This is a genomic window from Paenibacillus sp. AGC31, from assembly GCF_057334655.1.
Genome location: NZ_JBHFJH010000050.1, coordinates 70321 through 92203, shown reverse-complemented (window position 1 = coordinate 92203; position 21883 = coordinate 70321). Strand labels below are relative to the sequence as shown.

The 21883-nt window shown below is 43.1% G+C and carries 20 protein-coding genes and 1 pseudogene; 7 read left to right on the top strand and 14 right to left on the bottom strand.

The features are described 5' to 3' along the window. The first annotated feature begins 835 nt into the window (after positions 1-835). Together ACE04G_RS30370 and ACE04G_RS30365 are read left to right on the top strand one after the other, a co-directional pair. The gene (locus ACE04G_RS30370; protein WP_449005382.1) at positions 836-1357 is read left to right on the top strand and encodes a GNAT family N-acetyltransferase; all 522 of its coding nucleotides are present in this window, start codon (positions 836-838) and stop codon (positions 1355-1357) included. A 521-nt stretch (positions 1358-1878) separates the two neighbouring features. Next, positions 1879-2442: a DUF4879 domain-containing protein gene (locus tag ACE04G_RS30365; protein WP_449005381.1), complete on the top strand. Its 564-nt coding sequence runs from the start codon at positions 1879-1881 to the stop codon at positions 2440-2442. Between the two features lie 206 nt (positions 2443-2648). Here ACE04G_RS30365 and yaaA read toward each other — a convergent pair whose 3' ends face one another. The 6 genes from yaaA to ACE04G_RS30335 all read right to left on the bottom strand — a co-directional run bounded on the left by yaaA (position 2649) and on the right by ACE04G_RS30335 (position 6497). Beyond that, complete coding sequence (yaaA, locus tag ACE04G_RS30360) at positions 2649-3401, bottom strand: peroxide stress protein YaaA (protein ID WP_449005380.1); 753 nt, start codon at positions 3399-3401, stop codon at positions 2649-2651. Between the two features lie 214 nt (positions 3402-3615). After that, positions 3616-4494: a prohibitin family protein gene (locus ACE04G_RS30355; protein WP_449005379.1), complete on the bottom strand. Its 879-nt coding sequence runs from the start codon at positions 4492-4494 to the stop codon at positions 3616-3618. Further along, complete coding sequence (locus ACE04G_RS30350) at positions 4472-4630, bottom strand: hypothetical protein (RefSeq protein WP_486095458.1); 159 nt, start codon at positions 4628-4630, stop codon at positions 4472-4474. The genes ACE04G_RS30355 and ACE04G_RS30350 overlap by 23 nt, the downstream gene beginning before the upstream one ends. Positions 4631-4790: 160 nt before the next feature. After that, on the bottom strand, positions 4791-5231 hold the full coding sequence (locus tag ACE04G_RS30345) for a hypothetical protein (RefSeq protein WP_449005378.1): 441 nt from the start codon (positions 5229-5231) through the stop codon (positions 4791-4793). 105 nt (positions 5232-5336) lie between these two features. Then, positions 5337-5618, bottom strand: a complete 282-nt coding sequence (locus tag ACE04G_RS30340) for a hypothetical protein (protein WP_449005377.1) — start codon at positions 5616-5618, stop codon at positions 5337-5339. Between the two features lie 204 nt (positions 5619-5822). Next, positions 5823-6497, bottom strand: a complete 675-nt coding sequence (locus ACE04G_RS30335) for a hypothetical protein (protein WP_449005376.1) — start codon at positions 6495-6497, stop codon at positions 5823-5825. 400 nt (positions 6498-6897) lie between these two features. Here ACE04G_RS30335 and ACE04G_RS30330 point away from each other — a divergent pair, with 400 nt between their 5' ends. The 4 genes and pseudogenes from ACE04G_RS30330 (at position 6898) to ACE04G_RS30315 (ending at position 10617) form a co-directional block, all read left to right on the top strand. Beyond that, entirely contained in the window at positions 6898-7668 is a 771-nt protein-coding gene (locus ACE04G_RS30330; protein ID WP_253501702.1) for a hypothetical protein, read from the top strand. A 321-nt stretch (positions 7669-7989) separates the two neighbouring features. Further along, complete coding sequence (locus ACE04G_RS30325) at positions 7990-8925, top strand: LytTR family transcriptional regulator DNA-binding domain-containing protein (RefSeq protein ID WP_449005375.1); 936 nt, start codon at positions 7990-7992, stop codon at positions 8923-8925. A gap of 138 nt (positions 8926-9063) precedes the next feature. Further along, positions 9064-9910: pseudogene (locus tag ACE04G_RS30320) on the top strand (ABC transporter ATP-binding protein). Continuing rightward, positions 9907-10617 (top strand): ABC transporter permease, encoded by a 711-nt coding sequence (locus ACE04G_RS30315; protein ID WP_449005374.1) that lies wholly within the window; start codon positions 9907-9909, stop codon positions 10615-10617. Before ACE04G_RS30320 ends, ACE04G_RS30315 begins: the two are co-directional and overlap by 4 nt. 122 nt (positions 10618-10739) lie before the next feature. Here the strand turns inward: ACE04G_RS30315 and ACE04G_RS30310 are convergent, their stop codons facing one another. From ACE04G_RS30310 to ACE04G_RS30285, 6 genes are all read right to left on the bottom strand, one after another. After that, complete coding sequence (locus ACE04G_RS30310; RefSeq protein ID WP_336763640.1) at positions 10740-11627, bottom strand: cell wall hydrolase; 888 nt, start codon at positions 11625-11627, stop codon at positions 10740-10742. 277 nt (positions 11628-11904) lie between these two features. After that, the gene (locus ACE04G_RS30305) at positions 11905-13122 is read right to left on the bottom strand and encodes an MFS transporter (protein WP_036614537.1); all 1218 of its coding nucleotides are present in this window, start codon (positions 13120-13122) and stop codon (positions 11905-11907) included. 113 nt (positions 13123-13235) lie between these two features. After that, entirely contained in the window at positions 13236-14051 is an 816-nt protein-coding gene (locus ACE04G_RS30300) for a carbohydrate ABC transporter permease (protein WP_336763637.1), read from the bottom strand. Between the two features lie 49 nt (positions 14052-14100). Then, a complete protein-coding gene (locus ACE04G_RS30295) occupies positions 14101-14973 on the bottom strand; it encodes a carbohydrate ABC transporter permease (protein WP_336763635.1) in 873 nt (290 codons plus the stop codon). A 3-nt stretch (positions 14974-14976) separates the two neighbouring features. After that, the gene (locus ACE04G_RS30290; protein WP_449005373.1) at positions 14977-16251 is read right to left on the bottom strand and encodes an ABC transporter substrate-binding protein; all 1275 of its coding nucleotides are present in this window, start codon (positions 16249-16251) and stop codon (positions 14977-14979) included. 222 nt (positions 16252-16473) lie between these two features. Further along, a complete protein-coding gene (locus ACE04G_RS30285; RefSeq protein WP_449005372.1) occupies positions 16474-17658 on the bottom strand; it encodes an LLM class flavin-dependent oxidoreductase in 1185 nt (394 codons plus the stop codon). Positions 17659-18209: 551 nt separating this feature from the next. On the opposite strand from ACE04G_RS30285, the gene ACE04G_RS30280 reads away from it, so the two are divergent. Next, positions 18210-19082 carry a helix-turn-helix transcriptional regulator gene (locus ACE04G_RS30280; RefSeq protein WP_449005371.1) on the top strand — a complete coding sequence of 291 codons (873 nt, stop codon included), beginning with the start codon at positions 18210-18212 and terminating at the stop codon, positions 19080-19082. 453 nt (positions 19083-19535) lie between these two features. On the opposite strand, the gene ACE04G_RS30275 is transcribed toward ACE04G_RS30280, so the two are convergent. Then, a complete protein-coding gene (locus ACE04G_RS30275; protein ID WP_047843664.1) occupies positions 19536-20459 on the bottom strand; it encodes a hypothetical protein in 924 nt (307 codons plus the stop codon). An 8-nt stretch (positions 20460-20467) separates the two neighbouring features. Continuing rightward, positions 20468-21835 (bottom strand): nucleotide sugar dehydrogenase, encoded by a 1368-nt coding sequence (locus ACE04G_RS30270; RefSeq protein WP_221825275.1) that lies wholly within the window; start codon positions 21833-21835, stop codon positions 20468-20470. Between the last annotated feature and the right edge of the window lie 48 nt (positions 21836-21883).

Here is a 21883-nt window from a genome sequence, read left to right as displayed (position 1 = left end):
TTTCTAATAACACAGTACTCATTGCGATTGTTTTTGATTACCAATCAAAGCTTTTCTGTCTATCCGATAAGAAGTTGCAGTAGGCTTCTCCATGGATCAGCTTCACTTACTTACGCAGTGTGTCACCTTCATCTTTGGGCTTTCTTATTCCGTTCGTTCAGTCTTACCAAGCCTACAAAGTCTCATTTAGAGAATCGGCCCCCTATTTTCGCCAAGATCTTTTAGGGCAGTTGCAGCTCCATTTCTTACTAGAGGTTTCTTAATTTCGTTTAAGGGATTAGTAAAGATTTCCTTATTCGTTATGTTTCTTTGCGGACGTGTCAAGTGTCTCCTTACAGTATGTACATCCAACCCATAATTGTACATATTGTAAGGAGGCTATTTTACTTCTTTTTGTATGAAAACATAAGCACTCCCATCCGATAACTCTTCTCAAAAACCAAAGTTTAACCGATCAAAGCTTCTGACAACCCTCACATCTGTAATCTTATGCTCTGCCATATATTGAGAAACTATTTTCCTGTATAGTTGGGTTAAAACATTTTTCTCTTCCTGCCAATCGGGGCCATACTGTAAAAGCTACTTCCTTTTCTGAGTTGTTTCGTGCTAAAAAACAAGCCTTCGTCACAGGGAATACAGACGATTCAAGGGGCGATGTTGAATAACGAAATAGGATGTTATACTTGATGTACAAAAACTTAATTGCAATAATTTCAATGTTTTTTCGACATATACAAAATGCGGAATTAGAACAATCACATATCGTAGTGCAGATTATAGTTTACATAAGCAATTCGTAGTATTTAGCCTTAAAGTTGATTGGAGGAAAAGATTCATGAATATAGTAATTGAGAAGTTAAAAGATACAGATATTGAAGACTTGTATGAATTCGAAATCGAAAACAGAATTTTTTTCGAAGAAATGGTACCGTCTCGAGGAGATGATTATTACATACCTGAGGTTTTTAAAGTAAGGAATGAATCTCTACTTGATGAACAAGTCAAAGGACTCTCCTTTTTTTATTTAATAAAAGACGAAAATAATTCTATTCTAGGAAGAATAAATTTAGTTGATATTGATGATTCCGATAAAATAGGATTTCTCGGCTATAGAGTGGGACAAATCCACACTGGAAAAGGTGTTGCTAAAAAAGCATTAAAATTATTACTTAATACGATAGTTGATTTAGATATAAAAGAAGTTAAGGCAAAAACAACCACTAACAATATAGCATCTCAAAAAGTTTTAGAACAAAACGGATTCGAGTATACAGAAACTAGTGATAAAGAATTTGAAATGAATGGGCAAATGTTAAAATTCATTACTTATACATGGACAAATAAATCATTATTCTAATCACCAATCGGACGCGGCTGTTTAAGCTGAAGATCATAAGCCAAATTCCTCGTTCAAGATACTGAGGGGTTAGGCTTTTTTTGTCTTTTAATATCTATTTTTGATAAGTAATAGAATTAATTTATAAACTTGACTGTGCCAATGATTAGGTGTACTATATGTTTGTATAAATGGAATATATTACAATTTAAATATTTATTTTGGAATCTTATATTTTCAAGAGGTCTATCCGAGCCTATCATAACTAAGATATCAATGCGTATAAATGAGTTTTACATTTTGTCTGCAACACATAATCATTGGCAGGCATTCATTTTACATATACATTCCTACTTCATAGAGTTTTCTAGCCTGTAGAGTTCTCCCTCCTTTATTTCTTTTTCAGTAAAGAAAAAAGGGGAAGAACCATCTCTTTAAAAGAAAGGAGGGAAAGAGGCTTTAAGCTGCAAGCAGGTCTATTTATCATATCCGCATGTTTTTGTTAAAGAATACCCATAACAAGAAAGGTGGAATTTATTACTATGAGAAAATTGATTAGTTTAGCTCTTATTCTTGTTCTAGTGCTTTCGTTTAATGTAGCTGCCTATGCAGACGGTGATATGACTCAAGCCAAACCTATGACAAAGGAAGGAATTATTAATTCCAAAGAATTCCGTGAAGCTGTGAAAGCGGCTAAAGCTGAATTTGAATCGCAGAAGGCTGATAATGCGGGTGGTCCAGTTCTGTTTGCGCCTGCTCCGAAAGTATCTCACATTAATGTATATGGTGTCGTATCTCCTAATGGCGGTCAAGAAATTTACGGCTTCAATAACAACCCCCTATCCACGACCAATGATCATGGTGGGGCTTGGATTCAGTGTATTACTTTCCAAATCGGTTATGACAGCAGTCACTACGGCACACTCGCCGGCAATACAATGACAAACAACTGGTCTGAAGCTATTGATCTGGACGGTGACCGTGTTGTAGATGCTTGGGCCCATTCTTGGGTTTATGAAGCGCCTAGTACAGGGGGACAATTTGTAGGTACGGTCTATTCCATTAATATTCCAACACAGTGGACCGCTTGGATTAATGTTCGCTAACTGGAAGGATGTAATATGAATATTGGAGGATTTGGCTATCCTGGTTCTATCCTGAGGAATACGGAAAGTAAGCCCAAAAGCTCATCAGCTTTGGACATGGATTTAATAATTCTTGATCAGGCGCAGGGATATACATCCCCTGCGTCTTTTCTCTTTGTGACCTTAAAGGGTCGACTTTTTATAGGAACCCACCGTTGCACTGTAGGCTACTTTCCCTCTGCTTGTATAAAAACAAACGTACTCTCGTCGGATCGTTCTTCTGAAAAAGCGAAATTCAACCGATCAAAGTTTCTTACATCCCTCACATCTGTAATCTTATGCTCTGCCATATAACGTACCATTTCACCTCTGGCCATCTTGGCCCAGGTTGCCTTTTCAACAAGCTTCCCATTGACCATTTGTCCGAATACACAAGTAATGAACCGGGTTTCCTCACTCAGAAAAGGTAAAATATTTTTGCTATACTCTTTGGAAGCTAGATTTAGGATGTAGTTGCTTTCTGATTGAAGCTGATCTGCGAGTTTGCTACCCCAGAATTGATAGAGCGATTTGAAGCCCGGACCTTGCAACTTGCCCTGCATCTCCAACCGATAAGGTGTAACGCCATCCAAAGGCCGTAACATGCCATAAAAACCGGATAATATGCGTAAATGCTGCTGAAGATACTCTAATTCCTCATTTTGAAAAACACCCGGAGCCATATATTGATACTGAATGCCCTCATAGGCATAGATGGCTGGCGTAAGATTTGCTTTTATATTCATATTCTGAATCCGTTCCACGTTCTGTTCGGCGATTGCATCGTTACACTTCCACATCGCTTTGAGTTCGTCATAGGATAACTTTTGAAGCAGACTCAATAGCTGTTCTGACTCGTTTATAAACTGCGGCATCTGTGCGATAGCCATAAGATCGGTATCAATCTTCATCTTTTTAGCTGGTGATATGATAATTCTCATCGTGCTGATCCATCCTTAATCTACCGTTGTTTTTGTCGTTATCCATTGTACAGGATTGGACAGGTGAATCCAATGCCATGGCTTAACTAAATCCCTCATGGTACCTTTGAAAAGACTCAAAATGAACAAGTCAGCCCACGATTGGACCGGCTTGTTCATTAGAATTCAACACATTCAATTGGTGAGAAAGCAAGGCGTGCAACTCAAACCGCTATTAGGGAGATACGCTCCCCGTGCCGCTATTTTGCTCTGTTTTTGTAGTCGGCAATTGAATCATTGGCGTATTTGACCCACTTACATATGGAAGGGCTCCATCCCATTTCTTGATTGTTTCATATTCAACGAGTTGACTTGTTAATGATTGCTGAAGCTCTTTATTTGCTTTAGCTTGACCTTCTGCTTCGATCAATAGTTTGTCTGCATTACCCTGTGCTTCCACACGCTTACGATCTGCTTCTTTCTTGGCGATCTCCAGTTCAGTCGTTTTACGTTCCAGTTCTTGAGAAGCTTCAACACGCTTATCGATTGCTTCTTGAGTCTTAGCGTCAGGCTGAGGAACACCTACGGTAACGTTGGATACAATAAAGCCTAACTCTTTAACATCATCAGAAAAACGTTGTTCGACGTCTACGCCTGCTTCGGATGACTTTTCACCATAAACATCAATGACTGTAAACTTGGAAATACCTTTACGAGCTGCATCACGGAAACGTGTTTTGAGATATGTATCCTCAATTTCTTGAATGCTAATTGGCCCAAATGTATTAAAGATCGAAGATACTTTACTTGGTTCTACTTGGTAGTTGTAAGCAAAATCGATTGTGATGTTTTTCCCGTCAGAAGTAGCGATCTGAATATCTCTGTATTCCACCGTTTGAATTCGGATAGGATATTTTGTCACTTTATCAAACGCTCCAACGAGTTTCCACCCTTGACTCAGTGTACTATCTTTTACGCCTCCATTTGGTGAATACACGACCCCAACATATCCATTAGGAATTCGTGTTAAAAAGAAGGTCACCAGTAACACTCCCACAATAATAACGGATGCAACCGCAATCGCCCCTACTCTAAACGTCTTTGAATTTTTCATCACCATTCTCCTCTTGTTTGAATTTATTGTATTGCTTCAACACTCTACTACCTATTTTATTGAATAGCGGGAACATTAATGACCATAGAATAAATGCTAGGATAAAGATTAAAATGATTCCCCCAATAAATGGCATATCCGTCCTCCCCTCTATGGATATAACCGAGTACAAATTCATAAATGGTAACTAATTATATCCTTCTTTATATATACTTTGTAAATTCGTATTAGGTTTCAAGGATCTTCAGTGCTTGAACTGCTAATAATTTATATCATAGCTTACTACTTCTTATCATTTACAACTCATTTTTAGGTGAGTTTAATCTTTCTAAATCATAATATGGATTTGAAATATGATCTCCAACCTCCATAATTGTCTCTTTAATCTCGTTTAAAATTATTAAATCTATACTATCTTCTTCACTTATAGACTCTTTAATTTTAATAAAACAATTCTTTAAACCAAGGTTAACAACAATAGAGAGTATGATGTCTACATCTTCGTAGGAATTAGTATTCCATAACTTTCTCATTAAGACATCCATTTCATTTCTAGTTCTATCCTCTAAAAGCTCATAAGTCATGATTTGTCGATCTGTTAATTCGGATAGGATTAACAAAAAAACTTTTTTATCAAGAATCTTATTTTTAAAATCTTTTAAAACATTCCTGAACAAAGACAGTAAAACTTCTGTAGGTAACCTATCTGGTAATTTCTCAATATCTCCTATATTCATTTAATCCGTATATGAATATAATCCAAAGATTGATTTTTTGTCTAAACTCCATCCGGACGTAACACTCCATAAAACCGGACAATATCAGAACATACCATTGAAGAATTATGGATCAGGCCATAGTTGCATCCATTGCTCTTCTCTGTAGGTGTATACAAATTCCTGTGGATTGTCCTTTAATTTGACGACTACAGGATACTGTGGCATTTTACTGCGACGAGCAGTGATGCTAATGATATCATTTTCATCCATACCCTTTTCAACGATTAAATACGTTCTTAAACCATCTTCAAGCTCCTTCATATCCTTTTTATATGAGCCATACGATGTGAAAGAAGCTATGACTACTAATGCAAGTACAATCAATGATCCCTTTAGAAACTTCATCTCTATTCACCCTTACGTTATTCAATATTTCCAAAATCTTTGGTACCCTCAATCTTTAAATCAAAATCGCAATCATATTGAAATACTCTTTCGTGTAAAGTTTGGTTAATGTAATCGCCTATACTGCCTACGTGCTGAAAAATCGCTTATAAATTGTGTTCAGAGGAAATGTCGCACTTGGTTTGACAATCTCTCTAAAGCCATTTATAACACTCCGTTCAAGCCACCGAATAACCGCCCTAGAACATCAAAATATATTATGATGAAAGACAATATTATAGATATTGGTAGTATAATCAAAGATTTAAGTCTTTTCGTAGGAACAATAAATAATAAAATAATGACCATGATTAGATATATTCCCATAAGTATTGGGATCAAATAGTAATGAGTATGCTCGGGCAAGTAAGCGTCCCGCAATTGATACCCTTCGGACAGTAGAGCTGTGATTGGAAGGGATAACACTAGACTAGATACAGTTCCATTGCCTCGTGCATACCACATCACATAAGCACACATCGGAGATACTACTGCACACATCCCCCAAAAAATAATTTCTTTCATTGGAACGAAATGTAGAAAAAACACGGTGTATAGATAATAAACAGTTAGTAACGACACAAAAAAGAAGAATACCTTAACTGCTGCTAGTTTAGGAGAATAACTAATAACCGATATGAGTGTGGCAACAAAAATCCAAATACCTAGACGCCCACCAATATCGTCAAATATGGGGTTAATCCCCTGAGCATCCACAAGCTTTGCCGCTAAACCTAAAATCACTCCGATCGTTATCGCACTTACAATTGAAAGGACATCTTGTTTTGTAGTGGATTGGTTTTCAGCTCTAATTTGACTTAACTCTTTATGTATTCCCACTTCAATCCTCCAACTTCCATAATTCCTATATTCTAACACAACCGATCCAGCCTGTAGAATCTGTTCGATCTGTTCCTACGATAAATTTCATTTTTATTCTTCTGAAATGGTTCTATGTATCCACTCATAACCGACCCTGGTCCTTACCGAACAGAAATCCCCACTTTGTCGCATGGGTCCTTATATCTAAATCACTATATCCACTCGTCAATCTTCTATTACCTGAAGTTAGGTCGTTATTCTCATTATCTCAATGCTCCATTTTGCTATGATTATTATTACTTTGACCGTAAATCTATTCCACCAATACCATATCAGGCCATATTATACTCAGATAACAACTAGGTGGGTTGATGATCTTATTTAATTATATTGTTAGAGAGAAAGGGTGTCTCATCCTATGTTTATTGTTCAATTACTGCTCGCTATCGCACTTCTGGGTAGCTCAGGCAGCTCAAATCATGCCACTTCTACACAACTAGAAATCAATCAAATACAGCCTATGGATGCTTCTCCTGGACAAGTCATGGAAACCGGTTTAGAACCTTTCCGGTCCGAACGCAATTATAATGGATGGGAGCCAGAACTCGATCAATTCGAGCAGGCCGCCAGCAGTCTTCAGAACAGGCTATTTGAAAGTGTTGTGTCACCGATCCTATCCAAACCTGGCGATACAGGAATATTTGATTATGGCGGGAATCTGAAATTACTAAAGTCTGTGCCTCTGAATACACGTTTTGAACGTGGCCCACTAACCATTCATATTGTTCATGCCCAATTATTAGAGGCCAGTGACATTCCTGAGGATTCACAGAAAAACATTTCCATTCTAAATCGGGAAGATATCGGTTCCAAGATCACTTATATCAATATCCTCTACACTGTGGAAAATACAACCGATCAGAATATCGGTTTTTACGGCTTAAACTCCGTTCATCCAAACACAGGAAAGCCGATCTCCGCAGATCGCAATTTTATGAGAAAATCATATGTCTATAATCAGTATGATGGCGTAGTTATTGATAATACCAATTACGGTTTGGTATATACTGATGACCCTGATAAGTTGGAATCCATTGAACTTGTGTTCAACAAAGTCTATGACTACGATACTGGAAAAACCATTGTAGAGCCCACTTCGTTGAACATTCCTTTTGCTGTTCAAGAGTAGTGTCAACTAGCTCCATCGCTCATTATGACAAAACTACTACTCTAAAAACCACCCTAATCCATTGAACTGCACCTCCAATTGGTAGTTGTGTCTAACAATTGGAGTGCAGTTCATTCATTTGGAGTGGTTTTTTGTTTATATATCCATGGTATCCAATCTCTTTTCGTATGCAATGCTGCTACGTCCAACCGATTTCTGGAGGCTCATTATTCATATGCCTGATCGAGGATCTAAATTATTTCAATTGAAGCTGACAAAAAATTACTTCAAAATTATAATTGTTACATATTATCCAAAAGAAGTGATGACCAGGAGGGCAAGATGCAATTTCAACCAGTGTATCATGATGGGGAACTATTTTTACCCAAAATCGAATTAAATATGGCATGTAACCAATCGATTGGCATTATAACAGACTTGAAGCGAAAACAGATTTTAATGAATCAACTGCAGGATCGTTCCCAATATTACATACTTCGAGCTCAACAAAACGAGTATACACAATTAACGGTGGAAGAATTAATCACTTTTCTAATCAACGTAACAGAGCGGAATGATCGTGCCACTATGTTATTGGATTATTTCGCTTTGAAAGAAGAACAGAAGGTAAAAATCAAGCATCTAAGCCCATCAAAAAGAATGTATGTGACGTTGCTGCGCGTTTATTTTGCACATCAGCCTACACTCGTACTGGAGGAACCCTATTTTTATTTGGAAGAACAAGATCGTCGCCAGTTTAAACGGATTTTAGATGATCTTTCGAAACAAATACAGATTTTAATTTTAACTTCTAATTTAGAGGATGCTATGATTTCCTGTGATTCAATTTATCGTCTGAATGAATCCGGATTTCATCTGTTGGATATTCGTGATTCAGAAGAGGACAAGCAAACAGTGCAGGAACAAGATCGAGCCAATATAACCCTGCAGAAGATTTATACGAAAAAAAATGACAAAGTGATTTTATTTAATCCGCCTGAAATTGATTACATAGAAAGTATGGATGGTTCAGTTCTTGTCCATGTAGGTGGAGAAAGTTTTATCTGTGCGCTGACGCTGACCGAGCTCGAGCAGAAATTGTTTAACTTCGGATTTTTTAGATGTCATCGATCGTATATTGTTAATCTACAGAAGGTAAGAGAGATTATTACATGGACGAAGAATAGCTACAGCTTGCGATTAAATACAGGCCAAGATGCGATTGTTCCGTTATCTCGTTCAAAATTACAAGAATTAAAAACACATCTTAACATTTGATTTCCAGGGAAATATCGATTCAATTCAGCAACTAATGGTACCGTTCAGCCGTTGACAGCTACATTTCGGCGGATTTCGATGGTTGGAGGCATGTAATCTTTATATGCTTAAGTCATCAACTCCAAGGAAGTGATATGCATGGATGTTATCCGAGTAGAACGTATTCGAAAAAGATTTAAAAATAAGAATGCATTATCAGAAGTATCTTTTTCAATTCCAAAAGGTGAAATTTTAGGTTTCCTGGGTCCAAGTGGTTCTGGAAAAACAACTTTAATTAAGATTTTAACTGCGCAATTAAATCCGACAAGTGGACAGGCAACTGTATTTAACCAGCCAGTGGAGATGATGCATCAGTCTGCACAGAAGATGCGCTTTGGTATTTTGTCAGATAACAGTGGTCTATATGAAAGATTATCGATAGATGAAAATCTAGAGTTGTATCGCCAATTATATGACCTTCCTAAAACTTCGATCGATACAGTATTGCAGTTTGTAAACTTAAGCGAAGAACGCAAAAAGAAAGTCATCCACTTATCGAAAGGGATGCGTCAGCGTGTTATGCTGGCATGCGCAATTATCCATGAGCCAGAATTATTATTTTTAGATGAACCTACTTCAGCTTTGGATCCGGTAAACTCCACACATATTTATAAAGGGCTACGCTACTTAAATGAGAAAGGGACAACAATTTTTCTAACGACACACGATATGTCAGAAGCAGAATTGTTATGTGACCGTGTAGCGATTTTGTATCAAGGAGAAATCCAAGCTATTGGCTCGCCTAAGGCGCTTAGAAAACAGCATCGGGAAAACGTCGTTTGTGTAGAATTGGTAAACGGGGAAACCTACGAGCTCCCGATGAATGAAGGAACGGCTGAGCAAATTGCCGATTGGATGAAGCGAGGCTTAAATCGAGCGATTGGAATCGAAAGAGCCAAGTTTAGGCGATATCTTTATTAAAGTGACAGGAGGTGAACTGTTATGAGTATCTCGTTAAAACGTGCGCGAGCAATATTTGTAAAGGACTACAAAGAGTTTTCACGCAATTATGGCATTTCCATCATGTTGCTTGTTCCGATTCTATTCGCATTTCTTTTTCGCACTGCAGGCCCTTCTTTCCCTGGGGCAATAGGTTTTCTTCTAAATATTTCGTTTGTGCTCTTAACCTCTTTCGCACAAGCATGTTTGATCGCGGAAGAAAAGGAACGTAACACCTTACGATCATTAATGATGACTCCAGCCACAACGATGGATGTATTAGTTGGTAAAAGCACCTTAGTCTTTGTCATGTCTGCTATTGTTCTGGCTATTGCTACGTATATATTAGGCTATGAGCCACCTAGTATATGGGCATTTGCAATTGCAATCATTCTTTCAATAATTCTATACACAGCAGTAGGAACGATATGTGGTTTATTCTCTAAAACGGTCCTTGAAGCTTCATTATCAATCATTCCTGCAGCAATGGTATTTTCTGCTCCTCCTGTTGCAACAATCTTGTTTGGAGATTTCCCGATTTTTAAAATGCTGGATTATACACCAAGCATTCAACTTGTGACTTTGCTAAATATACCCCATACAGGCTTTACAATTGGAGACCTCTTAAAACCTCTCCTCATTATTTTGATATGGACGGTTGTATTAACAATTGTGTCTGTTATTTTGTATCAACGGAGGTTAAAGGATGAGTAGCCACTCCTCGCCTACACAACCAAAATATAAAACAAACCCCGGTACACGTCTGCATTCAGCAGCGTACAGCCGAGGTTCACCATTATCATTTCAAATATTACACTACATATCTCTACTTAAACTCATCTTGTAAAATCATGCTGCCCAATAGTCAGCAACGTCGGCCTGCTCTTACTCCACACTGAAGTGGCAATCTTCGGATTGTAATAATACAGCGCTCCGTTCGTCGGATCAGCCCCATTCAAAGCCTTGCGAGCAGCCCTGTAAGAGGTCTGGGTTGGCTTGGTATTAAACTGGCCATCGTCTATAGCCGTGAATTGTCCTTTCTGGAAAATAACCTTCGAAATAGACGACGGGAATTCACTCGAATGTACCCGATTCAACACAACCGCTCCTACAGCGACTTGCCCTTCAAAAGATTCTCCGCGCGCTTCACCATGGATCAGCTTCGCCAACTGGCGTAACGTCTCGCCTTCGGCTTTGGCCTTTTTGTTCAGCCTATTCAGCGTCGCTGGACCTGCAACGCCGTCTGCACTCAGTCCCTGCGCCTGCTGGAACTTGCGGACAGCACCTTTGGTGATGGTACCGTAATATCCAGTCATTCCGGCGTCAAAGTACCCCAGATCGCTTAATTGCTCCTGCAATTGCAGTACATGCTCGCTGCGAACGCCCTGTTCCAGCTTCTGTGCTCCCGCTGAAGGAGCTGCCACGGTTAATCCCAGAGTCAATGCGCAGGCACCGAGAAGCATGCTGACCCTCCCTGCTCTTTTGCCAGCCGTGTTCCCCTTCCCATGAGTGACTTTCCGACTGACAGTGATAGGTTCCATGTTGTCAGCAAACGTTAATTGATCCAACCCCTCATTTGTGCTATCAACTGTAGTCCGTTCATTACTGTTCATATGGCTTCCCACCTTCATCTCTTTCATCTCACTCACGCTATCTAATTCACTTATCATATTCTTTTCATTGATTTCATTCGCCTGATCCATTTCAATGTTGTTCTTCATCATTCCATTAACCTCCACTTTTCTGAATCCAGATCCCACTTCTTTCCCCGAATCCTCACGGTTGGACATCCCGAGTGTCATTATAGGATATAGAAAAAATGAAGTCTATCGGACCGATGACGCAGTGAAAAAACGACGCTGAACATAACAAAAAGAGGCATGAGCCCATGGTCACACCATGGTCATACCCCTTCTTGTATCAACCAAATACCGCTTGTCCAACCCGTTATTTCCGTAGGCAGGCAGACCCGTACAAAAGTTGCGTTGTATTTATTGACAATTACTCGGCCAGTTCCTGACCCTTCGTTTCCCGGCCCCAGAACAGTACAGCCGCTGCGCCAATGAGGATTGTCACGAAGAAAATCGTGAAAATCAGGCTGATTGCCACTTCGCGCTGAACCAGCATACCGACCATTAATGGAGCAAGTACACCACCGATTCGGCCAACCGATGTGGCAAGTCCAACACCTGTCGAACGAACGGAAGTCGGATACAATTCGGGGCTGTAGGCGTACAGACCACCCCAGGCTCCCAGATTGAAGAAGGAAAGACAGATCCCCGCAGTCAGGATTGTCGCTTCCGTTGTTGCCAGTCCAAACGCAATCGCACTGAATGCAGTTAAGGTAAGATACACAACCAGTACGAACTTGCGACCGTAACGTTCAATGAAGTACGCCGCGGTGAAGTAACCTGGCAGCTGTGCGATCGTCATGATCAGCACGTATTGGAAGCTTTTAACCAACGTGAATCCTTTTGCCATCACAACCGAAGGTAACCACAGGAACATACCATAATAAGAGAAAATGACGGTAAACCACAAAATCCAGAGCATCAACGTTGTACGGCGATGTGGTGCTGACCAGACGGTAGCCACTTTTTCGCGGAACGTGATTTTATGAAGTTTGGTATGATTCTTGTACCGCGGCGGGTCCTGAATGGCACGACGCAGATACAGTGCATAGAACGCCGGAAGTGCACCAATGGCAAAAGCAATTCTCCATCCGTACTCCGGGATAACAAAGTTTGCAATCAGCGCGGATACAATCCAGCCCCCTGCCCAGAAACTTTCCAATAATACAACGGCACGTCCCCGTTCCGCTGTAGGCATCGACTCCGATACCAGTGTGGATGCAACGGGCAGCTCTCCGCCAAGTCCGATACCTGCAACCAGACGTAGTGCACACAATACAGCAAATCCGGTCGCAAGTGCAGATAGACCGCTTGCAATCGTAAAGATTAGCAAGGTCCACATCAGAATAGCTTTCCGTCCAAATCGGTCCGCAAGTGCACCTGCAAGCAAAGCACCTAGCGCCATACCGATGGAGTTAATACTCGTAAGCACGCCGACTTGTCCGGGACTGAGACTCCATTCCTTGGCGAGTGCAGCCACGATAAAGGAGATCATACCAACTTCCATCGCATCAAACAGCCAGCTCATGCCGGCACTGAACAGCAGCTTGCGCTGCTTGGGATTCCGCAATACTTCCAGTTTGCTCATCACTTATAGCTCCCTTGATCTCTATGTAGTCATTCTGACACTAAATCATTATTATGCAGAATGCTCCAGAAATCAATGCAAAATAAGCTTTTCCTTCCGATTTCTGCGATACCTCACCCCTTGAGTGAACCCGCTGTCAGACCTGCTACAAAGTAACGCTGGAGTATAAGGAACAGCGCAATCATCGGAATGGTCGTTACCAGTACACCCGTAAGCATCATCGGATAGTTCGTCACGTATTCTCCGCGGAACTGCATAAGCGCGAGTGGTAACGTTAGCTTGGACTTACTGCTGAGCATTAACATCGGAATAAGCAAGTCATTCCAGACCATGACGAGCAGGAACGTAGCCGTTGCCGCCAGTGAAGGTGCAGCGAGTGGCAGTGCAATCCGGGTATAGAGTCTCCATTCACTTGCTCCATCCATACTACCCGCTTCCAGAATCTCCGAATTGAGCATGCGCATGAAACCTGTCAGCATAAATACAGAGACAGGCATCAGCATCGCGGCAGATACCACAATCAATCCCGTGAGACTGTCCGACCACCCGAGTGTACGTGTGAGAGAATAGATCGGCAGCATACTCACTTGAGAAGGAACGATCAACCCTGCTACGAACAGAGCAAACACGATTTTTCCTACACTTCCACCCCAGCGGACAATGGCGTAAGCAATCATGCTACTCAGCAACAACTCAATGGCAACCGTACCAAGCGTCACGACCAGACTGTTCCCGAAATATTGCCACATCGGCTGATTGCGGAACATGCCAGTGATGTTATCCCACGTAAACGGGTCCGGCCAGCTGAATGGACTGGTGAAGAAGTTGCTGCTTGTTTTGAACGAGGATACAAATACAAAGTACAGCGGCACCAGAATCAGCAGCGCGTACACTAATAGGATCAGGCGATTGAACCATTTTAAAAACATGTGAACTCCCTTCTGCCTCGGTTGCAGGATGAATGCTCCAACATCAACCTCAATAACTTACCCGGTCGGCACGCAGTGCCTTGAACTGCAACAGCGTCAAGAGCGCGAGCAACACCAGGAAGATCATGGAACCGGCAGAAGCCAGACCAAATGAATAGCTGCCAAAGGCGGTATGATAGATATATGTTGTCAAAATTTCAGTTGCGTAGTTCGGGCCTCCGTCCGTCATTGTGAAAATGAGGTCAAATGCCTTGAACGACTGAATGGTCGTATAGGCCACAACAATCGTTGCCGAAGGTGCCAGCAGTGGCCAGGTCACGGTACGAAATACCTGCCATTTGCTGCCGCCGTCCATACGAGCCGCTTCATACAGTTCTGCCGGAATACCTTGCAGACCTGCGATGAATACAATCATCATCTGTCCGGCATGGGCCCATACCTGTACCGCAGCGATGGAATAGATGGCGATCTTGGGATCTCCAATCCAGTTACGAGCAATGCTGCTCATCCCAGCTTCATTCAGTCCATAGTTGATCAATCCAATGGATGGATCATACATAAATGCCCAGATCAGTCCAACCGATACGGAGGACAGAATCGCAGGCAGGAAATACAATGCCCGAAGCACAATGCGTGTCTTGGTATTACGTACCAAGAGCAGAGCCAGGACAAGTGAAATAAAGGTTTGTGCAATAACAACCGTTAACATGAACTCCACGTTGTTACCAAAGGCTTTGCGGAATACGATGCTGCTGAGACTGTCCTTGTAATTATCCAGCCCTACAAATGCATACGACGGGGATACCCCATCCCAGTCCGTAAAGGAATAGAACAGCCCCGTCAATGTAGGAAGTACGAACAATCCAACGTACAGCAGCAATCCGGGGATCAGAAACAGGGATAGCTGAAGACGGTTTTTCATCGTTTATTTCCCGATATGCTGATCAATGATCGCTTGTGCCTGCTGTGCTGCTTCTTCCGGAGAAGTGCCGCTTAGTACAGCCTGGATGGAGTTAGTTACTGCTTTTTGATTATCTCCGTTCAGGATGGTGAACCGTGGCTGGAACACGGTCTTTTTGGTTGCCCATTCTCCGGCTACCTGAAGCTCAGGCGTATCGTACTTCACACCATTCACCGTTACATTCTGTCCCGTTTGGTTGGCATAGTTACTCGCTACATCGGGATTGCTAAGGAATTCGAGGAACTTCTTCGCTTCTTCTGGATGTTTTGATTTGCTGTTCACGGCGAGCATGAATGTGGTCGTATGCACTCCTTCATACTTCGCTTGATCGGCACTTACGGTAATCGGTGCAAGTAGTTTTTGCTCCAGATTTGGATTCTGCTGCTTATTCTGAGCCAATTGATATGATCCACTTGCCAGCATCGCTGCTTTCTCTTGAATAAACAGTGCGCCCGCCGCAGGGTCTTTGGTACCCAGTGCATCCTGCTGGAAGTAACCTTTATCGTTCAGTTCCTTGATTTGAGTCAACGTTTTCACCCAGAACTCATCCGTCAGTTTGGCTTCGCCCGCTTCTACTTTGGTAAAAATGTCGTCACTCGGTGCATTGTTCATCACCATTGTATTCATGAATTGTCCTGGACCAATGTCCGCTCCGGCAAAGGCAATCGGAATGATGCCATTGTCTTTCAGCTTCTGGCAAAGTGCCAGGAAGCCTTCCCAATCGGTCGGCGGCGTCAAGCCATATTGTTCAAACAGTTTTACGTTAAAGATTGGATCGTTATATACGAGTTGATACGGGATCGCATATTGCTTGCCATCGTGCTGTCCTGATTCAATCAGCTTTGAATTGTAGGCAGTCAGAAACGATGATCCGGTCAGATCCGTGAACAAGCCGGCTTTGGTGAATGCTTCAAACTGTGCACCTGGGAAGGATGCAAATACATCCCCTACCGAACCGTCGCTGATTTTGGATTGAACGGTGGATTGGTATTGATCGGAGGGCAGCGTCTGCATCTCCACGTTGATGTTCGGATTTGCTGTCTCAAAAGCGTCAATGGTTTTATTCAGTGCTTCCACATCTTCTCCACGCCAGTGCATGAAGCTGAGGGTCACTTTGCCTGAACCAGAGGAGCCGTTCTCTCCAGATGACGCGTTATCCCCGCCGCCGCAAGCTGACAGCAGGATGGACATCACCAGCATACTGACAAGCGGCAGGATCAATTTCTTATTTTTTTTCATGAAAGACGACCTCCTGAGGATGATTAATATTTTATAAGTTCAACTAAAGAATGTTTATACTGACCACTCCGATGACAGAATAACCTTCCAATCGCTGTTATCCCCAGATTTATTTGATTTCCTTTTATAAAAGGAAAAATCCGGGGATAAAGGCGAACGCTCCGCTTCTTCACGTTATTTCTGTCCTCTCCGTTTTCGTATAAAAAAATTAGTTGAACTTATTTAGTTAGTAGTAATTTGATGCTGCTTCTGTCTTGTTTTCCATTTCTCGCGAATGATCGGCATCACGGTCCGTCCGAAGATTTCTGCCTCTTCCAGATGCGGGTAACCGGACAGAATGAAGGTTGTCACGCCCAGATCTCCATATTCCATCAAACGCTCTGCGACCTGTTCGGCTGTACCTACAATGAGGATCGCACCGCCGGAACGCACAATGGACAAGCCTGTCCACAGGTTGGGACCTACGACAAACTGCTGCTTCTCGGACAGTTCCCGTAACTCATTCTGTCTGCGTTGGTTGGTTGCATCCGTCTCGGCAAAAGTGGCTTTGGCTTTTTCAATCGCTTCTGGTGGTACTTTGCTAATAATCTCCCAAGCTGCTGCCCATGCTTCTTCTTCGGTATCCCGAATGAGTACCTGAGCACGCATGCCGTAACGGAGCTGACGATCTTGTCCGGTTTCCTCTTTCACCTGCTGTCGGATGACCTCAATCTCTTCGATCTGCTCCTGAATCCAGTTATGAGGCTCGCCCCACATCAGGAACGTATCTGCATGTTCAACAGCGACCTTCTTCGCAATTGGTGAACTTCCTCCCAGATAGAATGGTGGATGCGGATTTTGCACCGTCTCCGGCATGCCTACCGGTCCTTTGAAATTGTAATACTGGCCGTTGAATTCAGGATCGGGATTGCTGGGTGCGTCTGCACCAGATTTTGAACCACTTCCGGCAAACTCCGTCAGATTCAATCCTTTCGATTGAGTCCATGAACGTTTCATGACTTCCATATATTCGCTCGCCCGCACATATCGTTCATCATGCGCATGTGCCAGTGGATCGCCGAGTTCCTCCAGATCTCGAACAGAACTGCCTGTCACCACATTGATCATGGCCCGACCACCAGAGAGCTGATCCAGTGCCGCTCCCATGCGTGCAGCGAGTACTGGAGTAACCAAACCCGGGCGAATGGCGACAAGTGGACGCAATGTCTTAGTGTGACTCATCACAGCCGAGCCAACCACCCATGCGTCCAGACAGGCTCCCCCAGTTGGAATCAGTACAAATTCGAATCCTGCCTTCTCCGCCGTCTGTGCCACATCAATCAGATAATCCAGACTCGGCTCCCGCTCCGGGGCAACCCCTACATACTTACCATCTCCTGCTGTAGGCAAAAACCATCCAAACTTCATATCTTCCTGTTCGCTCACAAAAGTCAATCCCTTCTATGAATAAATAAAGTCCCATGTTAAAAAAAGTTACCGTTACGCCTCCTTGACGTTCCCGGTACGAATCGTTCTTCCGATCACTGTTATCCTTGATTTTTTTGATTCTCCTATTTAAAGGTAAAAATTCAAGGATAGCTTATGCTTCCGATGTAGCTTTCTTTCAGAAAGCTTTCAGGCGACCGCTTCGCTTCTTCAGAATCGATTTCGTCCCCTCCACTACGTTGGCATCTCTTGAAACTTATTTTTAAAGTACGCCTAATTTCTGATCATTTTATTCGTATCAAAGCTCCAAATGCCGATTAATTAACTTGGTTTAATAGGTATGGACATCATAACAATTGATTTGTCTGTGAGCAATGTCATTTCGCGGCAACTTCATTTTGTCATTTTGTGGTCTTTTCTCAGATTTAGGTCTTCGTGATCTTGAATATATATAAAACCCACCTGTATAATAGGTTATAAGCGAAAATTTTAGAATGTACAGACTATACTTATACAATAAAGAGGTGTTCCTGATGACCGAGAGCATGAAGGAGGACCACCATGAGTTTTTGGAACTTATTTTCTTCACGCCATCTGAATTCGAGAAAGCTGGTGGCGCCTGGCCGATTCGCATCGGACGAAATATAGCCAAGACCAACTATCATATTGGCCCGCGTACTACGCCTTATCACTATTTGCTATTTGTGCTGGAGGGGGAAGGTACATTCATACAAAACGGACAGCGTCACGCCCTTCGAGCCAGGGATGCGTTCTGTCTATTTCCGCATGTTACCCATGAGTACTGGACGGACCCGGAGGACACGTTGCAGAAAATATTTATTGCCTTTGACGGCGCACATGCAGCCGAGCTACTGTCTCGAATTGGACTTACACCCGACTCACCGTACCGTTCAGGTGTACTTACCCAGGAGACTGCAAGTGCCATGCGCTCGTTCATGGAGGATGTTCGCAAACCGCAGGATGGAGCGAGTGATCTGGGACGACTCACCCGATTTCTAAACCTCTTCGACCGGATCGCCCGGTCTCCCGCAACCAAAGGATTGCAACCGGATTCAGCCACGCCTTGGCTTCAGAAAGGCAAGGAATACATGGACATTCATTTTGCAGGCGGCATCTCCGTGGAAGGTGTGTCCGCTCATGCGGGTGTGGATCGAACCCATTTTGCCAAACAGTTCCGCAAAGCCTATGGTCTGTCCCCTGTGCAATATATCCAACAATTGAAAATGAATCAGGCCAAACGCCTGCTGGTGCAGACGCCGCTAAGCTTAACTGAAGTGGCTCATTCCGTAGGTTACCCGGACTTGTTCTCCTTCTCCAAAGCATTTAAAAAGCAAGTCGGTCTGCCGCCCAATCGCTATCGCACAGCGGAGAGCACGAAAGAATGAGGGAGCGACCTTTCGCTCCCCAGCCTATAATCCTCCATGCCTCATGGACCACGCCTTGTGTACGGTTGTGTACGATACCGCGTCTACCAAATTGCAATAGACTCCTGAGTTTCATATCCTGCACATCCTAGTGTTGCAAAACCCATTACTATATAAATTGAACTAAACATTTACACGAGAACGTAGAGGACAGAAATAACCTGAAGAAGCAGAGCGTTCGCCTTTATCACCAGATTTTCCCCTTTGTAAAGCCGAATATAAAAAATCTGGGAATAACAGCGATCAGAAGGTTGTTCTGTCATCGGAGTGGCAAGTGTAAATTTTCTTAGTTCAATTTATATAAATCCACCACCAAAGAAGGCAAGCCCCCTCTACCCGGGACTTGCCTTCTTTCTATACTATAGTCTTGACGTACGTACCATGAATCAGGAACTTGTTAACATTGACGTAACGCTATTCCTTCTTCTCATCCTTGCGCGCAAGTGGAATACCGTTCTCCTTCGCGTACCATGCTTCATAATGATGCACAGCTACACCTGCAAATGAAGAATGAGAGGTACCGAGATCAAACACCTTTGCCATCTCTTCATTCATATTGCTAACCGGTTTACGGAAAAAGGTCAGGTGATCCCCCTCGTGTGTATCCGCGAGTTCCGCTCCGATCCAGACTTTCTTGCCGAGATCATCCGCTTCGTCCAGTTCTTCCTTGGATAGATCATACATCTGCTGTCCGCTATCCCGGTAAGCCATAATAGCTACCGCATCGAAGTGGGAAATGACCCAGCGACTGAATGTACCCTCACCTTCAGCCGACTGACGGGCATCAAGCCAGAACGGAATGGCAGCGCTCATGTACAGTCCGGCATCCTCGCCTGCTTTTGTCCAAGCCTTCATGTTGTTCTGCCATTCTGCAATGACGCTGCTCTCCTCGTTCTCCCAGCGCTTCAGCTGATACGGCTCCACATCCAGTTGAATGCCTTCGAAGCGTTCATTCTTGGCCGAAGCTGCATTGTATGCTCTTACTCGCTCGATAAAAGCAAGTCCTTCATCCCGCTTCTCCTCATAGGCCCAGTCTGCATGACCGTTAAGTCCATGCACTTCAATCTCAGCCTGTCGGGCAGCCGCAATGAATTTGCGGTATGTTGCATCAGGCACCTCATCCTGGATTTGCAGGAAGATGGTATCCACGCCCTGTTCTTTGGAAAAAGCAATAATCTCAGGTGTCTGCTCTGCAATAATGGACGCGTCCCACAGCCAGGTCGCTTTGTGTTCCTCTGCCGAGAACCATTTGAACATCCAGGACAGAAGCAGCAGGCACAACACCACAGCCAGAATGGCCCATTTCGCCATACCCACCAGTTTGCCCCGTTGCCTCATATATTTCCTCAGACGAGCAACGCTTCACTTGGCTCAAGCACAGGATGCTGTACCGAGTGACCAATCTTGTAGATATGCGGATGTGTGTACGAACGGAACGCATTACGTGTATCCAGAATCGGTACACCCATCTCCGCAATATCAAAGTAAGGCAAATCGCTGTGGTTGGTGATCAGCACGATGCAATCGTACTTTTTGAACTGTTCCAGATTGAACACTTCGCTGTGTACGGTCTCCCCATGCTTGTCCTGGAATGAATCTGCATGTGGGTCGTAGTAGCTTACGTTAGCTCCACTTTCCTTGAACAGTTCATATACTTCCAGTCCTGGTGATTCACGCAGGTCGGCAATATTTGGTTTGTACGACATACCGAGGAGCAGAATATTGGATTTACGTACGGATTTAGCGTATTCGTTCAGAATCGTTGATGTTTTGTTCAATACATAATATGGCATGTTGTCATTGGTGGATTGCGCCAGCTCAATGAACTTGCTATAGAAACGGAAGCCTTTGGCCTTCCAGGACAGGTACATCGGATCAAGCGGAATGCAGTGTCCACCGATGCCTGGGCCTGGATAGAATGGCATGAAACCAAATGGTTTCGTCGCCGCCGCGTCAATAACTTCCCAGATATCAATGCCCATACGGTCGCACATCATCGCCATTTCATTTACAAAGGCAATGTTCACGCTGCGGAATGTGTTCTCCAGCAGTTTGGACATCTCAGCCACTTTTGGTGAAGATACCGGTACTACGGTTTCTACATATTTGCTATATAGCGCTGTTCCAAGTTTCAGGCAGGCTTCGGTTGTGCCCCCGATTACTTTCGGCGTATTAAATGTTGTGAAACGTCCATTGGACGGGTCCACACGTTCAGGCGAGAAGCAGAGGAAATAGTCTTTACCTGCTTCTTGTCCGATCTTGTCCAGCTGCTGCTGGATCAGTTCTTCGGTTGTACCTGGATAAGTGGTACTTTCCAGCGTAATTAGCATGCCTGGTTTCATATGCAGCTTGATCTGATCTACAACGGTCTCGATGTAAGACGTATCCGGGTCCTGATTCTCACTAAGCGGTGTTGGTACGCAGATACTGAGTGCGTCGATCACGCGCAGCATGCTATAATCTGTCGTTGGCTGGAAACGACCGCTTTGCATTACTTTTTTCAACTCATCGGACGAAATATCGTGAATATAGGAATCTCCTTGATAGATACTGTCTACTTTGGACGCATCCAGATCAATTCCGATTACCGTGAAACCTTGATTGACCATTTCCACGGCAAGTGGAAGTCCTACGTAACCGAGCCCGACAACGCCGAGTACAGCTTCTTTATTTTCAATCGCATTCAGTAATGTGTGGAATTGTTGATTCTCCATGATATTCCCTCCGGGCAGTGTATTTTGGTGGTGTTTAAAATCCATATA

What these genes read in the sequence shown, in the direction of transcription:
- ACE04G_RS30370 (WP_449005382.1), top strand. Translation starts at nt 836, where the DNA reads ATGAATATAGTAATTGAGAAGTTAAAAGATACAGATATTGAAGACTTG.
- ACE04G_RS30295 (WP_336763635.1), bottom strand. Translation starts at nt 14,973, where the DNA reads ATGAAAAACCGTCTTCAGCTATCCCTGTTTCTGATCCCCGGATTGCTG.
- ACE04G_RS30270 (WP_221825275.1), bottom strand. Translation starts at nt 21,835, where the DNA reads ATGGAGAATCAACAATTCCACACATTACTGAATGCGATTGAAAATAAA.
- ACE04G_RS30355 (WP_449005379.1), bottom strand. Translation starts at nt 4,494, where the DNA reads ATGAAAAATTCAAAGACGTTTAGAGTAGGGGCGATTGCGGTTGCATCC.
- ACE04G_RS30365 (WP_449005381.1), top strand. Translation starts at nt 1,879, where the DNA reads ATGAGAAAATTGATTAGTTTAGCTCTTATTCTTGTTCTAGTGCTTTCG.
- yaaA (WP_449005380.1), bottom strand. Translation starts at nt 3,401, where the DNA reads ATGAGAATTATCATATCACCAGCTAAAAAGATGAAGATTGATACCGAT.
- ACE04G_RS30300 (WP_336763637.1), bottom strand. Translation starts at nt 14,051, where the DNA reads ATGTTTTTAAAATGGTTCAATCGCCTGATCCTATTAGTGTACGCGCTG.
- ACE04G_RS30305 (WP_036614537.1), bottom strand. Translation starts at nt 13,122, where the DNA reads ATGAGCAAACTGGAAGTATTGCGGAATCCCAAGCAGCGCAAGCTGCTG.
- ACE04G_RS30345 (WP_449005378.1), bottom strand. Translation starts at nt 5,231, where the DNA reads ATGAATATAGGAGATATTGAGAAATTACCAGATAGGTTACCTACAGAA.
- ACE04G_RS30275 (WP_047843664.1), bottom strand. Translation starts at nt 20,459, where the DNA reads ATGAGGCAACGGGGCAAACTGGTGGGTATGGCGAAATGGGCCATTCTG.
- ACE04G_RS30290 (WP_449005373.1), bottom strand. Translation starts at nt 16,251, where the DNA reads ATGAAAAAAAATAAGAAATTGATCCTGCCGCTTGTCAGTATGCTGGTG.
- ACE04G_RS30310 (WP_336763640.1), bottom strand. Translation starts at nt 11,627, where the DNA reads ATGATGAAGAACAACATTGAAATGGATCAGGCGAATGAAATCAATGAA.
- ACE04G_RS30350 (WP_486095458.1), bottom strand. Translation starts at nt 4,630, where the DNA reads ATGCCATTTATTGGGGGAATCATTTTAATCTTTATCCTAGCATTTATT.
- ACE04G_RS30315 (WP_449005374.1), top strand. Translation starts at nt 9,907, where the DNA reads ATGAGTATCTCGTTAAAACGTGCGCGAGCAATATTTGTAAAGGACTAC.
- ACE04G_RS30330 (WP_253501702.1), top strand. Translation starts at nt 6,898, where the DNA reads ATGTTTATTGTTCAATTACTGCTCGCTATCGCACTTCTGGGTAGCTCA.
- ACE04G_RS30280 (WP_449005371.1), top strand. Translation starts at nt 18,210, where the DNA reads ATGACCGAGAGCATGAAGGAGGACCACCATGAGTTTTTGGAACTTATT.
- ACE04G_RS30325 (WP_449005375.1), top strand. Translation starts at nt 7,990, where the DNA reads ATGCAATTTCAACCAGTGTATCATGATGGGGAACTATTTTTACCCAAA.
- ACE04G_RS30285 (WP_449005372.1), bottom strand. Translation starts at nt 17,658, where the DNA reads ATGAAGTTTGGATGGTTTTTGCCTACAGCAGGAGATGGTAAGTATGTA.
- ACE04G_RS30340 (WP_449005377.1), bottom strand. Translation starts at nt 5,618, where the DNA reads ATGAAGTTTCTAAAGGGATCATTGATTGTACTTGCATTAGTAGTCATA.